The 14226-nt window shown below is 62.5% G+C and carries 18 protein-coding genes and 1 riboswitch; of the genes, 7 read left to right on the forward strand and 11 right to left on the reverse strand.

The features are described from left to right. Positions 1-8 precede the first annotated feature (8 nt). The 5 genes from ACFQ6H_RS13790 to ACFQ6H_RS13810 all read right to left on the reverse strand — a co-directional run bounded on the left by ACFQ6H_RS13790 (position 9) and on the right by ACFQ6H_RS13810 (position 4702). A complete protein-coding gene (locus ACFQ6H_RS13790) occupies positions 9-782 on the reverse strand; it encodes an ABC transporter ATP-binding protein (RefSeq protein ID WP_378646632.1) in 774 nt (257 codons plus the stop codon). After that, positions 779-1819, reverse strand: a complete 1041-nt coding sequence (locus tag ACFQ6H_RS13795; RefSeq protein WP_378646634.1) for a FecCD family ABC transporter permease — start codon at positions 1817-1819, stop codon at positions 779-781. The genes ACFQ6H_RS13790 and ACFQ6H_RS13795 overlap by 4 nt, the downstream gene beginning before the upstream one ends. After that, positions 1816-2568: a class I SAM-dependent methyltransferase gene (locus tag ACFQ6H_RS13800; RefSeq protein WP_378646636.1), complete on the reverse strand. Its 753-nt coding sequence runs from the start codon at positions 2566-2568 to the stop codon at positions 1816-1818. Before ACFQ6H_RS13800 ends, ACFQ6H_RS13795 begins: the two co-directional genes overlap by 4 nt. Continuing rightward, complete coding sequence (locus tag ACFQ6H_RS13805) at positions 2569-3564, reverse strand: ABC transporter substrate-binding protein (RefSeq protein ID WP_378646638.1); 996 nt, start codon at positions 3562-3564, stop codon at positions 2569-2571. A gap of 57 nt (positions 3565-3621) precedes the next feature. Next, positions 3622-3803: riboswitch (cobalamin riboswitch) on the reverse strand. A gap of 41 nt (positions 3804-3844) precedes the next feature. Continuing rightward, positions 3845-4702, reverse strand: coding sequence for a siderophore-interacting protein (locus tag ACFQ6H_RS13810; RefSeq protein WP_378646640.1), 858 nt, complete (start codon positions 4700-4702; stop codon positions 3845-3847). A 482-nt stretch (positions 4703-5184) separates the two neighbouring features. Here ACFQ6H_RS13810 and ACFQ6H_RS13815 point away from each other — a divergent pair, with 482 nt between their 5' ends. Then, the gene (locus ACFQ6H_RS13815) at positions 5185-5976 is read left to right on the forward strand and encodes an SDR family NAD(P)-dependent oxidoreductase (RefSeq protein ID WP_378646642.1); all 792 of its coding nucleotides are present in this window, start codon (positions 5185-5187) and stop codon (positions 5974-5976) included. 52 nt (positions 5977-6028) lie between these two features. Here the strand turns inward: ACFQ6H_RS13815 and ACFQ6H_RS13820 are convergent, their stop codons facing one another. Next, positions 6029-7384 (reverse strand): DUF1254 domain-containing protein, encoded by a 1356-nt coding sequence (locus ACFQ6H_RS13820; protein ID WP_378646644.1) that lies wholly within the window; start codon positions 7382-7384, stop codon positions 6029-6031. Between the two features lie 104 nt (positions 7385-7488). On the opposite strand from ACFQ6H_RS13820, the gene ACFQ6H_RS13825 reads away from it, so the two are divergent. From ACFQ6H_RS13825 to ACFQ6H_RS13840, 4 genes are all read left to right on the forward strand, one after another. Then, positions 7489-7890, forward strand: coding sequence for a nuclear transport factor 2 family protein (locus tag ACFQ6H_RS13825; protein ID WP_378646646.1), 402 nt, complete (start codon positions 7489-7491; stop codon positions 7888-7890). Positions 7891-8054: 164 nt separating this feature from the next. After that, on the forward strand, positions 8055-8210 hold the full coding sequence (locus ACFQ6H_RS13830; RefSeq protein ID WP_003945564.1) for a DUF6131 family protein: 156 nt from the start codon (positions 8055-8057) through the stop codon (positions 8208-8210). Positions 8211-8347: 137 nt separating this feature from the next. Then, the gene (locus ACFQ6H_RS13835) at positions 8348-8824 is read left to right on the forward strand and encodes a hypothetical protein (RefSeq protein ID WP_378448717.1); all 477 of its coding nucleotides are present in this window, start codon (positions 8348-8350) and stop codon (positions 8822-8824) included. A gap of 64 nt (positions 8825-8888) precedes the next feature. Continuing rightward, on the forward strand, positions 8889-10046 hold the full coding sequence (locus tag ACFQ6H_RS13840; RefSeq protein ID WP_378535639.1) for an AI-2E family transporter: 1158 nt from the start codon (positions 8889-8891) through the stop codon (positions 10044-10046). 6 nt (positions 10047-10052) lie between these two features. Here ACFQ6H_RS13840 and ACFQ6H_RS13845 read toward each other — a convergent pair whose 3' ends face one another. Further along, a complete protein-coding gene (locus tag ACFQ6H_RS13845) occupies positions 10053-10268 on the reverse strand; it encodes a hypothetical protein (RefSeq protein ID WP_283306092.1) in 216 nt (71 codons plus the stop codon). 187 nt (positions 10269-10455) lie between these two features. Here ACFQ6H_RS13845 and ACFQ6H_RS13850 point away from each other — a divergent pair, with 187 nt between their 5' ends. After that, a complete protein-coding gene (locus ACFQ6H_RS13850) occupies positions 10456-10725 on the forward strand; it encodes a DUF4235 domain-containing protein (protein WP_378535642.1) in 270 nt (89 codons plus the stop codon). 37 nt (positions 10726-10762) lie between these two features. On the opposite strand, the gene ACFQ6H_RS13855 is transcribed toward ACFQ6H_RS13850, so the two are convergent. Continuing rightward, on the reverse strand, positions 10763-11170 hold the full coding sequence (locus ACFQ6H_RS13855; RefSeq protein WP_317558197.1) for a Rid family hydrolase: 408 nt from the start codon (positions 11168-11170) through the stop codon (positions 10763-10765). 111 nt (positions 11171-11281) lie between these two features. Between ACFQ6H_RS13855 and ACFQ6H_RS13860 the strand changes: the two genes are divergently transcribed. Further along, complete coding sequence (locus ACFQ6H_RS13860; protein ID WP_317551308.1) at positions 11282-11497, forward strand: BldC family transcriptional regulator; 216 nt, start codon at positions 11282-11284, stop codon at positions 11495-11497. Between the two features lie 72 nt (positions 11498-11569). Here the strand turns inward: ACFQ6H_RS13860 and ACFQ6H_RS13865 are convergent, their stop codons facing one another. Genes ACFQ6H_RS13865 through ACFQ6H_RS13875 form a run of 3 tightly spaced genes read right to left on the reverse strand, consistent with a single transcriptional unit; the run spans position 11570 to position 14192 of the window. Further along, the gene (locus ACFQ6H_RS13865; protein ID WP_378646648.1) at positions 11570-12769 is read right to left on the reverse strand and encodes an acetyl-CoA C-acetyltransferase; all 1200 of its coding nucleotides are present in this window, start codon (positions 12767-12769) and stop codon (positions 11570-11572) included. Beyond that, a complete protein-coding gene (locus ACFQ6H_RS13870) occupies positions 12766-13428 on the reverse strand; it encodes a 3-oxoacid CoA-transferase subunit B (protein WP_378646650.1) in 663 nt (220 codons plus the stop codon). The genes ACFQ6H_RS13865 and ACFQ6H_RS13870 overlap by 4 nt, the downstream gene beginning before the upstream one ends. Further along, positions 13425-14192, reverse strand: a complete 768-nt coding sequence (locus ACFQ6H_RS13875) for a CoA transferase subunit A (RefSeq protein ID WP_378646652.1) — start codon at positions 14190-14192, stop codon at positions 13425-13427. The genes ACFQ6H_RS13870 and ACFQ6H_RS13875 overlap by 4 nt, the downstream gene beginning before the upstream one ends. Positions 14193-14226 lie beyond the last annotated feature (34 nt).

The following is a 14226-nucleotide window of genomic DNA, read 5'->3' on the forward strand; positions in this document are numbered from 1 at the left end:
CGGAACGGTTACGTGTGGCAAGGCGGAAGGTATCGCACGGTGGGTGCGCCCCCGGGACCATCCAGGCGTACTTCGGCGTCGACCTGATAGACCTCGGCGATCAGGTCGGCAGTGAGGACCTCGGTCGGGCTTCCGTGGGCAACGATGGATCCCCGGTTCAGCATCACTATCGAATCGCAGAACATGGCGGCCAGATTCAGATCGTGCAATGCCATGATCGTGGTGGTGGGCAGGCGTCGCACGAGTGCGAGCAATTCGAGTTGGTGGTTGATGTCCAGGTGATTTGTCGGTTCGTCGAGTAGCAACTCGTGGGGTTCCTGGGCGAGGGCGCGTGCGATCTGGACGCGCTGTCGCTCCCCGCCTGACAGGGTGTGCCACGACCGGTCCAGCATGCCGGCGAGGTCGGTGTGTTCGATCGCTGCGCGGACGGCGTCACGATCGGAATCGGACTGCCCGCCCCACAGACCGCGGTGCGGTGTGCGTCCGAGTTCGACGACCTCGGCAACAGTCAGATCGATCTCGGTGTTGCTGTGCTGGTCGACGGTGGCGATTCGGCGCGCGACGTCGCGCCGTTTCCAGTCGGACAACGGAGTTCGGTCCAGGGTCACCATTCCGGACGTCGGACGATTCTGCCCGGCAAGAAGTTTCAGCAGCGTCGACTTTCCCGAACCGTTTGGGCCGAGGAGCCCCACCGTACTTCCGGTGGTGGGGGAGACGGCGATGTCGTCGACTATGAGCGCCCCGCCGACCCGCCAGCTGATACCGGTAGCTTCGAGCGTCATGGCCTGGCCTTCCGTCTCCAGAGGATGACGGCAAACGCAGGCACACCGACCAGCGCGGTCACCACACCGGCCGGGAGTTCCTGCGGCGCAATGGCTGTGCGTGCCACGGCGTCGACCCAGACCAGGAAGATCGAGCCGATCAGTGCGGACGCGGGCAGCAGTCGCCGGTGGCTCGGACCGACGAGAGCGCGCGCCGCGTGCGGGAGGACGAGGCCAACAAAGCCGATGGCGCCTGCGACGCTCACTATCACTGCGGTCATCAAAGCTGTTGCCAGCAACAAGGTCAGCCGTACCCGCCACACGTTCACTCCCAGCGACGACGCCGCGTCCTCACCGAAGGCAAACGCGTCGAGTGCACGGGAGTGAGTCAGACAGACCACGAGGCCGATTGCCACCACCGCCGCGCAGAGCGCGACGTCGAGCCAATCGGCGCCGCCGAGTGAGCCCAGGAGCCAGAACATCACACCGCGGGTCTGCTCTGGATCGGCCGAGGTGATGACGATGAACGAGGTGAGCGCGGAGAACAGTTGGGTCGCGGCGACACCGGCCAGGATCACCCGATCCGGTGTGCCGCCGGCCGCATGGGCGAGCAACAGCACCAGAGCGAAGGAGATCACCGCGCCGATGAAGGCGCCGCTCGACAATCCGACCACCCCTGACCCCACTCCGAGGATCACGATCAAAACGGCGCCGGTCGAGGCGCCGGACGAGATTCCGAGGACAAAGGGATCGGCCAGTGGATTGCGAAGCAGAGACTGCATGATCGCTCCGCACAACCCGAGGCCGGCACCGCAGAGCGCGGCGAGCAGAGTACGCGGCAGACGGAGATCCCACACGATTCCGTCGCGGATAGGGGTGACGTCCGCCGCGGTACCGCCGAGATGGCCGACGACGATCGAGGCCACCTCGCCGACCGACAGACCGGCCGGCCCCAACGTGATCGCCACGGCGGCCGACCCGGCCAGCGCGACAACACCGATCACCCACAACAGGGTGACGGATTTCGGGTTGTCACGCAGCCGAACTCTTGTCGTCATCTCACGCCGTAGACCACGTAGTCGTCGAACAGTTGCCAGACCGTTCCCGACTCCCGAAAACCCGCCTGCGCGAGCGCCGCCAACTGGAAGTCGACGGCAGTGTGCGCGGTGGCGTCGCGTCCGGCGAATCTGCGCTCACGCTCGTCGGTCAGTGCCCCGATGCCGGGAGTGGCCCGCAGCCCGTCCCACCAGCTGTCCCATTCGGGAGCACCGGTCGCAAAAGCGGAGCGTTGTGTCTGCTCGTCGTGAGCTTTCGCCCATCGACTCATGACGGGGGAGCGGCTGTCGAAGCGAAAGTGGTCACCGTTGAGCAGGACACCGTCAGGGTTCAGCAGTTCGCGACACTGCCGGTACACCTCGACGAGCTGCTGCGGTTGCAACCAGTGCAGTGCGGTCGTCGACACAATCGCCTGAACCGGCGCAGTCACCGCAGTCGGCCAATCGGCTCCCGCGAGGTCTGCGTCGATCAGCTGCAGTCGGTCACCGAAACGAGTCGACGACTGGCGGGCGAGCTCCAGCAGCATCGGGTCGTAATCGATTCCCACAACGCTCGCGTGCTCGAACTTCTCGAGAATCCGGGCGCTCAATGAACCCGGCCCGCAGGCCAGGTCGACGACCGTGAACGGGGTGTGCGCGTGCTGCAATTCGAGAACGTCGAGAATCACGTCGAAGCGCTTCTCGCGATCGGCGATGTATGCCGCCTGCTGGTCGTCCCACTGACGCACCAGTTCACAGATCTCCGCGGACATCTAGACCACACCCAACTGGCGCAGGCCGTCGGAGAGCTGTTCGATGCCACCGACATTGCGGATCGAGGGATCCATCGTCGTTCCTTCGAGGATGATGTAACGCTTGTTCTTCACTGCGGTGAGCTTGCTGGCGACCGGGTCCGATTCGAGGAACGCGATCTTGTCTGCGGCACTGTCGCCGTCTCCACCGCGGTCGAGATCTGCGAGCACCAGCACGGTCGGGTCTCGATCGAGCACACTCTCCCAACCGATTTCGGGCCAGTACTGCTTGTTGTCGTCGAAGGCGTTCTTCGCACCCACCGCGTCGGTCATGATTCCCGGTGCACCGCAGCACCCGGCGAAGTACGGAGTCTTCGTGGCGGCGTACCACCACGCCAGCGTCACGTTCTCAGCTCCCAGTGCCGCCGTGGCGGTGGCCGCGCGATCCTTCAAACTCTCGGTGAGCTCGACACCTTTGTCCTTGACATCGAACAGTGTTGCCACGTCATCGATTTCGTCGTACAAGTCGTCGAGCGTGAGGGCCTTGCTCTGCTCGGCATCCTGACCGGTGCACTCGCTGGGAGACTGATATGTCGCGACACCGAGGTCGGTGAACTTGGTCCGGTCGGCGATGCCTTCCGAGGTGAACGTGTAGTTGAAGGTCGTGTAGACCATGTCGGGTTCGCGTTCGAGGACACTCTCGAATGACGGGAACTCGGTGTCGAAGGCCTTCACCTGACCACGCGCCTCGCGCAGTTCGGGGAGGACGTCGTCATCGCTCATGGCGTAGCCGGCCATCCGGTCCTGCACTCCCAGCGCGAACAGCATTTCGGCCGCAGGCTGATTTACCGCGATCGCCCGTTCGATCGGTCGCTCCACCGTGACGTCTCGGCCACAGTTCTGGACTGAGGCGCTGGATTGTTCGGCAGAACTGTCGTCGGAGGAACAGGCAACCAACGATGTGCCCAACAGGGCTGCAACGGCAGCGGCGGGTAGGCGAAGTCTGGACAGACGCATGGAATCTCGTTCTCGCAGGGGCTCGTTCGCGGAGCCCGTTACCGTGTGAACAGGCGCCTGTTGACCCCTGCTGCCAGCCGGTATTCGGACTCGAGATCGCCCCACCCGAGCGCCTTCCCAGATTCTCATCCAGTGGCGTAAGCCCGGGCGGTCACCCTCACCGCTGCGCGTCAGTTCCGGATTTACACCGGATTCCCTGACCCCCTGTGTGGAGGTCTGCTGGCACAGAGGAACTTATCACCGCAGTGCACTGCCGGTCAGGTCGGCCAGTGTGAGGCAATCAGATCTCGATGGCCAGGTCGTCGATGTCGGTCAGGGTTCCGCCGTCGGCGAGGATGCGCTCGTAGTTCTCGCGTCGACGGAGGTCGATCTCGGTGTTGCTGATGCCCTGCTTCCAGTACCCGAATATCGCAACGTCGTCCTTGTCGAGTCCGACGGTCGAGCGAAAGTGCTTTCGTATTGCGCGCATCTCACTGCGTTCACCGGCGCCCCACACGACGTAGCTCTCGGGATCCGCGAGCTCGCGCGCCCGCGTCGTCAGTGGGCCGTCGGGCTCGGCGAGATCGACCCTGACGCGGTGAAGTTCCAGGCCGGGGAGGGTGGGTAGTTCGGCGAATGCGACCTCGTCATCTGTTGTGACCCAGCCGATTCCGGCGACGTCGGTAGGCAGCTGCTCGATGATCGAGTGCAACGCAGGTATTGCGGTGCCGTCCAGAAAGAGTGCGATACGTCGACCGGGAACATCGGGGATCAAGAAGTGCGGTCGCGGACCGGTGAGGCCGAAGGTGTCGCCGACGGTCAACGCCGCCGCCCATCTCATCATCGGACTGGTCTGTCCGTGCAGGACCACGTCGATGACGATCGATCCGCTCGCGGAATCGTAGGAACGCACCGTGTACACCCGCGAAGCGTCGTCGAAGGCCGGTCCGAGATTCATGCGTACTGTCACATTCGGGCGTGACCAGGTCGGGTCGTCGGTCGACTCGCTCAATTGAGCCGTGATCCGCAGCAGGTGGTCGCTCGGTCGCTCCATTGCTTCGACAATGGCGAGGACGTCGTTGAGTCCGCGATTGTGGTCAGCGGTGCGTAGGACGGTCGTCGGGGAAGTTGTTGTGCTCGTGGCGTCTGCATGTGTCATCGGTTGCGCTCCTGGATCGGATTGTCGAGGTGACGATCAGGTTAGTGCTGCCTAAATAGTTTGAGTTGTCCGGAAGCGACATCTGCTTACCTCAAAGGACAGGCTCCGCGAACAACGCGTTTGAGCGACCTGTGCTCGCGCTGTTACCGTGCTTGTGATGTCCATACGCCGCTGTTCTCTCGCTTCCGGTCGTGCACTGCGCACGGCCCGATTCGGCGTAGCGACTTTCCGACGGGGGCGTAAGACGGTCGACCGCCGCCCCTCTGGTCTCGTCTGGATCGAAAGAGCCTTGGCCGCACCGGCCGGATCCGTCTGACATTCGCCACTTCGGCGGGCATTGCCTCGCTGAGATTTCACAGTGCCACACCTGTTGCAGTGCTGCGCATTTCCCGTACCTGAAGTTTCTCGCGGGTGAGTTGTGAGTGTCGGCGCCACCGAGCCTGGGTTACCAGCCAACTCGTTTTCGTGAAAGGTACACAGCAATGAATCGTTTCGAAGGTCGTCGTATTCTCGTCACCGGCGCAGGATCGGGAATCGGACAGGCCACCGCGCTGCGGTTGCTCGCCGAAGGTGGCCGCGTGGTCGCTGCCGACATCTCCGAGCAGGGTCTGGCAGACACACGGAAGTCGGCTGAACATGCCTCCACAGAGGGTCGTCTCGACACCGTCGTCGTCGATATCGGCGACGAGAGTTCCGTCATCGAGGTTGTGGGTCAGGCGATTTCGAACCTCGGGGGATTGGACGTGCTGGTCAACGCCGCCGGGATACTGCGTGGTGGGCACACTCACGAGACCTCGCTGGACTTGTGGAATCAGGTGATCTCCGTGAATTTGACGGGCACCTTCCTCGTCACCCGTCAGGCACTGCCGGCTCTCCTTGCCACCGGCAACGCGGTCGTGGTGAATTTCAGTTCCACCTCCGCGGCCTTCGCGCACCCGTACATGGCCGCGTATGCCGCAAGTAAGGGAGGAATCCAGTCCTTCACTCACGCACTGGCTCTCGAATACGGCAGGCAGGGTCTGCGTGCCGTCGCGGTGGCTCCAGGCAGTGTGAAGAGCGGGATCACCGACACCACGGCGTCGTACTTGCCGGAAGACACCGACTGGTCGCTCTTCGGCAAGTTGTCCCCGATTCTGAGCACTGATCTGGAGTCCGGTGGTGCCCCCATGGCCGGGCCGGAAAGTGTTGCGGGAGTTATCGCGATGCTGGCATCCGACGATGGTGCCTTCATCACGGGCACGGAGATCCGTGTCGACGGCGGCACACACGCCTGATTCTGAGTCCGTCTGACGGCCTACCCCCAGGCAGGCCGTCAGACGCGAGCCGTCATTCTCGCGAGCGAGTGATGGCGGGGACGACGTAGGACTGATCGAGCACGGCGGGCGAAGGTTCGTACATTCTCAGTACCGGTCGGAAATCCCCGCGCGGGGCGGGCAGCCAGTTTGCCTTCGCCGTGGGATCTTTCGGCTCCTCGTGGCTGATCGTGATCGTCAACGCACCGTCGGCGTCGTGGATGATTCCTGGAGTGCGGTCGCCGATCGAGTATCGGTCGACGGGGTTCGCCACGAGGAAGAAGTCCGGCACCGAGTACATCGTCAGCGACCAGAAGGCGCTCACCGGCGGAGTGGGGTCGAGTCTGATTGTGTAGGTACGCGTTCCGTTCAACTGCTCGCCCTGATCGTCGACGTAGGTCATGATGTACGCCGCTTCGTAAGGGTGGTTGCCCCACAGCCCGCCCTTGGCAGCCGCGGCGCGTTCGACGATGCGCAACCTGGGATCGGCGATCTTGAATTGTGGATCGTCGATTGTGCCGACCTCGAAGTAGTCGAGGTTGTAGTCGAAGGCGTGGAATGTGAGCTTCCATCCGTTGACTTCGGGGCTGGAGCCTTTCGTGAGGGCCTCGAGCAGGTTCTTCTCACCGATCGTCAATCCGTCAGCCAACGCGGCCGCCTCGTCGGCAGAGAGTGAGTCGGCAGAGTGTGAGGTATAGGGAGAAGCACCGGGCTCGTTGATGCCGATCGGCGAGAACGATTCCTGGAGTTCTCGATCGCGCGGGGCCGGCGGAAAGGCCTGTGACCAGATGCGGAGTTTCTCGAGGAACAGGAGGTCCTGGCTTACCCCGGCGTCGGGGACTGGGAGACCGGCCGGGGTTCCGGTGGAGTCGACGACGGTCAGGGTGGTGGCGTCCTGCAAGGCGTGCACCGCGGGGAGGTCGTCGTCGCCACCGCATGCCCACCGGCCCACGATGGACGCAATGTTCGTGGGAAATCTGATCACCGTGGTCTGGGCCGCCGGGGTTCCCGTCCAGGTGGGTGGGACGAGAAGGAAGTCTCCGCTCTTCGTACCGGTGGCACGGTGCCCGACGTAGGCGAAATTGTTTGTCCAGGCATCGACGAACTGGAGGACGTAGTAACGGCCATCGGTGTCGGGGACGTGCAGAGCAACGGGGCCGACAGAGAGATCGATCTGCGCCATGGAATACACGGTGTCGTTGTTGATCGTGACAAAAGTGTCTGCCGGGCCGGCGAGTGTGCGGGCGTGGCTGAAGGTGTTGAAAGGTGCGGCGGGGTTCGCTCCGACACCGTCGTGAACGTACCGATGGACCTGGTCGAGATTGAAAACGAGGGGAAATCCGTAGATATACGCCTGAGCTGCAAGCTCGGTGCGGCTGGTGTCGGTCATCTCTGCCCTCTCGTCGTTCACGTCGGTTCGAAGTCCACCTTGCGGGAACCCTGTCGTCGGGGCATCACCCGCCAGGGGTGACGCCCCGACGACAGGGAGAAGACATGTCGGATCAGGAGAGTGCGGCATTGGTCGCTGTCGCAGACGAGTGGAACGTCGCGATGTGCTCGAACGACGCCGAACGGATCGGCGATTTCATGGCAGACGACTGGGTGATCGTCTCGGAATCCGGGGTGTCGACCAAAGCGGAGTTTCTGGGCTTCGTGGCCTCGGGTGACCTGACGCATTCGGCGATGGACCGCGTCGGGAGCGCTCGCGTGCGTTTCTTCGGTGACGTTGCACTGTTCACCACGCGGATCACCAATACTGCGCACTACGACGGCAGGCAGTACGACGCCGACGAGTGGACCACCGACGTGTTCGCGCGACGAGACGGTCGTTGGCGCTGCGTATTGAGCCACATCACGCCGGCGGTCGAGGCGAAGATCGAGGACGTGGAACCGTGACGGAGAAGTAAAAGAAAGGCTGATGTTTTAACGGCGACACTATTGGGTAGTAATACGAGTTTCGTATTTGTGAATGTATTTATCGGATTTATCGATTGCGAAGTTTCTGTAGTAGCGTCAGTTGAGTAGATCATTTTTATACGCATACCGGATGAGGTTCTCACATGATTGTTCTCGGCATTATTCTGGCGTTGATCGGCTTTTTCACGGGGTTGAGCATTCTGACCACTGTCGGCATCATCTTGGTCGTCGTAGGTGCAGTTCTGTCTATCCTCGGTGCTACGGGGCGTGCAGTGGGCGGACGAAAAGTCTGGTATTGATCGATACTGCGCGAGTAGCTGAGAAAGCGGTACCCGATCTCTTCGGAGATCGAGTACCGCTTTTTTCGTTCTCGATTTACGTGTCGGTGCATCCACCCCGAAACCTGACTCTGAATGGCGTCGGGTAAACATGAAGGATGCTTTCTCGAGATCAGGACGAAGAGAAATCTGCAGAGAGATTCAGATTCCCTCGCAGATGGAATCAAATTGACGAATCGCGCCGCGGTTTGGTGTTGGCGTGGGTGGCCTTCACGCTGACGTTCGGCGGAGCACGTCTGGTGACCTGGTTGATCCAGATCGATACCAGGGATGTCGGCGACATCAGCGCCGGTGGCACTCATCTGCATCACTACCTGTGGGGAATTCTCCTGTTGGCGGGAGTAGCGATCTTCGGACTCGTCGACCGAAGTCCTCGCGCAAGAACCTGGATGGGCATCGCGCTGGGCATTGCGCTCGGACTCATCGTCGACGAAGCCGCACTACTGATCACTCTCGACGACGTCTACTGGCAGAGCGACGGTTGGCCGAGCATCGCCATCGCCGTGTCGATCATCGGTGTTGTGGGAACCGGGCTCGCGCTGACACGAAGCGGAGCGGAGAAGCCTCGAGGTTGATCCGACTGCGGCACGGGTACTCACCCTCGAGCCGGGAAGTCGCGCGGATCGTGAGGTGGCTTGGATGGAACCCAGTTCCGCGGACACATCACCGGATTCCGAAAGCGAAGTTCAACCGATAGATCCGATGGCGGAAGCCGAACGTGAAGCCGCAGCATTGGCGACGCCCGTCCGGCCGCTGGGCGAACCCGGACCGAGATTCGATCGTCGTTCACCGTTCTTCATCGGACTGAGCGCTGCGGCCGGAGTTGCCGTGACGTACGCGGTGATCGAGGTGTTGCTTGCGGCGCGGGGCATGTTGATCCTGATCGTGGTCGCATTGTTTCTCGCGGTGGGCATCGAACCGGTGATCGTCTGGCTGGAGCGGAGAAATTTCCGACGCTGGATCGCGGTCACCGTGGTGCTCCTCGGAATTGCCGTGATGTTGGCTCTGTTCCTCGTTGCTGCGATCACGCCGCTGGTCGAGCAGGGACGCCAGTTCGCATCGCACGCTCCCGAACTCCTGACACACATTCGTGACCGGTATCCGATCGTGAGCGACCTCGACCAGAAGTATCACCTCGAGCAGCACCTCACCACGCAACTGGATGGTTCGGGTTCTGCACTCGCGACGGGTTTGCTCGGTGCGGGGCGGGCGGTGTTCAGCGCAGTCGCCGACGCCGGAATCGTTGCTGTACTGACGACGTACTTCTTGATCGACTATCCACGAATCCGCACGAATCTGTATCGGCTGGTGCCACATTCGCGCCGGCCGCGAGCAATCGCCATCGGTGACCAGATACTGGCAGGTGTGGGCGGGTATGTCCTCGGCAATGTTCTGATCTCTGTGATCACCGCAGGATGCACCTTCGCCTGGTTGGTGATCTTCGACGTGCCGTATCCGTTGATCTTGGCGCTGCTGGTCGCTCTGCTCGATTTGATCCCGATAGTCGGTTCCACGATCGCAGGGGTTATCGTCGCCCTGGTCTCCCTGACAGTCTCTGTCCCAACGGCATTGGCGACTGTTGCGTTCTTCGTCGCACTACGCCTGCTCGAGGACTACCTTCTCGTCCCGAAGATCATCGGGAAGACGGTGGCGGTCCCGGCACTGGTGACTGTCGTCGCGGTTCTGTTGGGCGGAGCGTTGCTCGGTATTGTCGGTGCGTTGCTGGCAATTCCGGTCGCTGCGGCCTTGCTGCTGCTCGCAAGGGAAACACTCTTCCCTCGGCTCGACGCTTCTTGACTGGCTCTATCGGACAGCTCGCGCGTGACGCCGCGAACCAGGATTCGGCTTGGGACACATCCGAGTCGGGATCGTTTCCCCTTCGTCGGTGATACGGAATACCGACACTTTTTCGCTGCAACCGTGATTCAGATCGACCGCGTATGCGATCGCGGCGCGATCCGAGACGAAATCCTCCATCACCGTTGTACCGTCCGGTAGTTCGATTCTGTAGTTTTCCATGACTTACACAACCTTCTTTCGCTAAGACGATCTTACCCGGCTCGAGAAGTGGCAAACCCGTGGAACATAACGTGCGACAGTCGACTTCACGTCTCGCCGCTGCGATGTTTCGACAACTCGCCTGCGGGGTAGTGAGAGTCGGTCAGCCGCTCAGGCGGTACGTGTCGAACTACGGAGGATCCGCGCTATGAGCGCAGTATCGAAAGCGATGTACAAACCACTCTCGCTGGCCACGAGCGTCCTGGGCGGCATTGTGGCCGGCGCTGTTTTCCAACAGGTGTGGAAGCGCATCGGTGACGACAAGAATGCGCCCGAGCCCAAGGACTTGAGCAGGTCGAGTAGGGAAGTCCTGATCGCCGCTGCCCTGCAGGGCGCCATCTTCGCTGTTGTGCGAGCCGCCGTGGATCGTGCGGGAGCAAAGGGCTACCGGGCCCTGGCTCACGAAGATCCACGGTAGGGAAGATCCCCGGCAGGAACGTCCAGCCAGTTCGAGTTCAGTCGACGACGGCCGCGATTGCCTCGATCTCGACCAACTGATCGTCGTAACCGAGAACGGTCACACCCATCAGAGTGCTCGGGGCGTCATGATCGCCGAACGCGTCGCGGACTACTTCCCACGCCGCAACGAGGTCTTCTTGACTGCTCGACGCCACCAGAACGCGGGTGTTGATCACATCGGTGATGGACGCGCCGGCGTCCGAGAGGGCGGTTCTGAGGTTGTCGACGGCCTTGGCTGCCTGTCCCGCGTAGTCGCCGACGGCGGCGGTGGAGCCGTCCTCGTTCAACGGGCAAGATCCTGCGAGAAAGATCAGTCGAGCCTCGGTGGGAGCCGTTGCAGCATAGGCATATTCAGCGACTGAAGAGAGCGATGTGGAACGGATCAGAGTTACCGACTTCGGCATAGTTTCCCCAAGGAATAGTAAAGGTTTGCAGCGAGTCTTTCACAGCGCACCTGGGGTAGCCAATTCGTCATCGGACCCGTCCATTCGGGCTGCGGCTACGAATGTCTGTCAATGAGCCGAGAAGAAGAGCACACAGCACCTGTCGATGAGTGGCTGACGACCAAACAGGTTGCGGCACTGTTCCACGTCGACCGGACCACGGTATCCAGATGGGCGAGGGAGGGCAAAGTCGGAACTCTGAGAACGCTTGGCGGACATCGGAGATACCGACGGTCGGAGATCGAGAAGTTGTTGCGCAACCGCTTGACGACACTCGACCCGACGTAACCTCCGGCATGAAGCAGACAGGTCGCCGAGCACGATGAGGGCTCGGCGACCTGCCTGGTCAGCAGGAACTGATTACACCTTGGGGACGCGGATGATGAGTGCGTCGCCTTGTCCGCCGCCGCCGCAGAGTGCGGCTGCGCCGATGCCGCCGCCGCGGCGTTGCAGTTCGAGGGCGAGGTGCAGGGCGATGCGGGCACCGGACATGCCCAGGGGGTGTCCGACGGCGATGGCGCCGCCGTTGACGTTGACCTTGGCGGGGTCGAGGCCCAGTTCGCGGGTGGAGGCGATCCCGACGGCGGCGAATGCTTCGTTGATTTCGACGAGGTCGAGATCGGTGGGGTCGATACCTTCCTTGGCGCAGGCCTTCGCGATGGCCCGGGCGGGCTGGGACTGGAGGGTGGAGTCGGGTCCGGCGACGACGCCGTGGGCACCGATTTCCGCGATCCAGGTCAGGCCGAGTTCTTCGGCCTTGGTTTTGCTCATCACCACGACGGCGGCGGCGCCGTCGGAGATCGGGGAGGCGGAGCCGGCGGTGATGGTGCCGTCCTTGCTGAACGCGGGACGCAGTGTGCCGAGGGATTCGGTGGTGGTGTCGGCGCGGATGCCTTCGTCCTGGGCGAAGACGATCGGCTCGCCCTTGCGTTGGGGGATGGAGACGGGGACGACTTCGTTGTCGAAGTAGCCGTCTTTCCAGGCGCGGGCCGCGTTCTGGTGCGAGGCGGCGGCGAAGGCGTCCTGCTCGGCGCGGGTGATGTGGGCGCTCTCGTGTTGGTTGACCTGTTCGGTGAGCAGGCCCATGGCCTGGTCGGTGAAGATGTCGTGGAGGCCGTCGTAGGCCATGTGGTCGCGCATCGTGACGTCGCCGTATTTGAAGCCTTCGCGGCTTTTTTCGAGCATGTGGGGTGCGCGGGACATCGATTCCTGCCCGCCGGCGACGACGATGTCGAATTCGCCGGCGCGGATGAGTTGGTCGGCGAGGGCGATGGCGTCGATGCCGGACAGGCACACCTTGTTGATGCTCAGGGCGGGCACGTTCATCGGGATGCCGGCGGCGACGGCGGCTTGGCGGGCGGGCATCTGGCCGGCGCCGGCGGTGAGGACCTGTCCCATGATGACGTACTCGACCTGCTCGGGTGCGACTGAGGACTTGTCCAGGGCGCCCTTGATGGCGATGCCGCCGAGGTCGGACCCGGAGAGGTCTTTCAACGATCCGAGGAGTCGACCCATCGGGGTACGAGCTCCCGCAACAATCACGGTTGTCGTGTCGGTCATGCCAGTTCTACTTTCAGTTCGGTGCCGGTTGCGGCGACAACGTCTTCGACGCTGATATCGGGGGCGAGTTCACGCAAGACGAGTGGACCGTCTTCGCTCACGTCGATGACGGCGAGGTTGGTGATGATCCGATTCACCACTCCCTGGCCGGTGAGCGGCAGGGTGCAGGCGTCGACGATCTTGGGGTTGCCGTCGCGGTCGTTGTGCTCCATGACGACGATGACGCGTCGGGCGCCGTGGACCAGGTCCATTGCGCCGCCCATACCCTTGACCATCTTGCCTGGCACCATCCAGTTGGCAAGGTCGCCCGTCTTCGACACCTGCATACCGCCGAGGACTGCGGTGTCGATGTGGCCGCCGCGGATCATCCCGAACGAGAGGGCGGAGTCGAAATATGCCGCACCCGGATTGACGGTGACGGTCTCCTTGCCTGCGTTGATGAGGTCAGGATCGACGTTGTCCTCGGTGGGATACGGTCCCGTGCCGAGAATTCCGTTCTCCGAGTGCAGGACCACACGAACGTCCGAGCCCAGGTATCCGGGAATCAGTGTGGGAAGGCCGATTCCGAGGTTGACGTACTCGCCGTCGATCATCTCTGCGGCCGCCCGTGCTGCCATCTGCTGGCGCGTCCAACCCGTCACTGTCACTGGTGCGGTCATCGTGTGGTTCCTTCCGAAGCGCTGACGGTTCGCTTTTCGATTCGCTTGTTCTGAGGTCCGGTGTGAACAACGCGCTGGACGAACACTCCAGGCAGATGCACTGACGCCGGATCGATCTCGCCGGGCTCGACCAGGCGTTCCACCTGCGCGATCGTGATGCGACCGGCCATGGCAGCGAGAGGGTTGAAGTTCATCGCGGTCTTGTCGAACACGAGGTTGCCGTCGGTGTCTCCGAGAACAGCGTGCACGAGTGCGTAGTCGGCGTTGATCGCCTCTTCCATCACGTAACGCTTGGCGCCGAAGACGCGAGTCTCCTTCGGGGGAGAGGCGATTGCGATCGAGCCGTCGGCGTCGTAACGCCACGGCATTCCGCCGTCGGAGATGGGGCTACCCACTCCGGCCGGTGTGAAGAACGCCGGGATTCCGGTGCCGCCGGCGCGCAGACGCTCCGCGAGCGTGCCCTGCGGCGTCAGTTCCACTTCGAGTTCGCCGGCCAGGTATTGCCGGGCGAACTCCTTGTTCTCACCGACGTACGACGCGGTCACCCGTCGGATACGTCCCGCGCTCAGCAAAATTCCGAGGCCGTGATCGTCGACGCCGCAGTTGTTGGAGAACACCTCGAGGTCGGTAGCACTCGTGGCTGCGATCGCGTCGATCAACACGTCGGGGATGCCGCACAAGCCGAATCCGCCGACTGCCAGCGTTGCGCCGTCGACGATGTCGGCGACCGCGTCTGCTGCGGACTCGTACACCTTTGCTGTCATGTTCTCTCCCTGCCAGGCGTTCATTGAGTAGACA

The organism is Rhodococcus sp. NPDC056506 (assembly GCF_042794945.1).
Lineage (GTDB): Bacteria > Actinomycetota > Actinomycetes > Mycobacteriales > Mycobacteriaceae > Rhodococcus_F.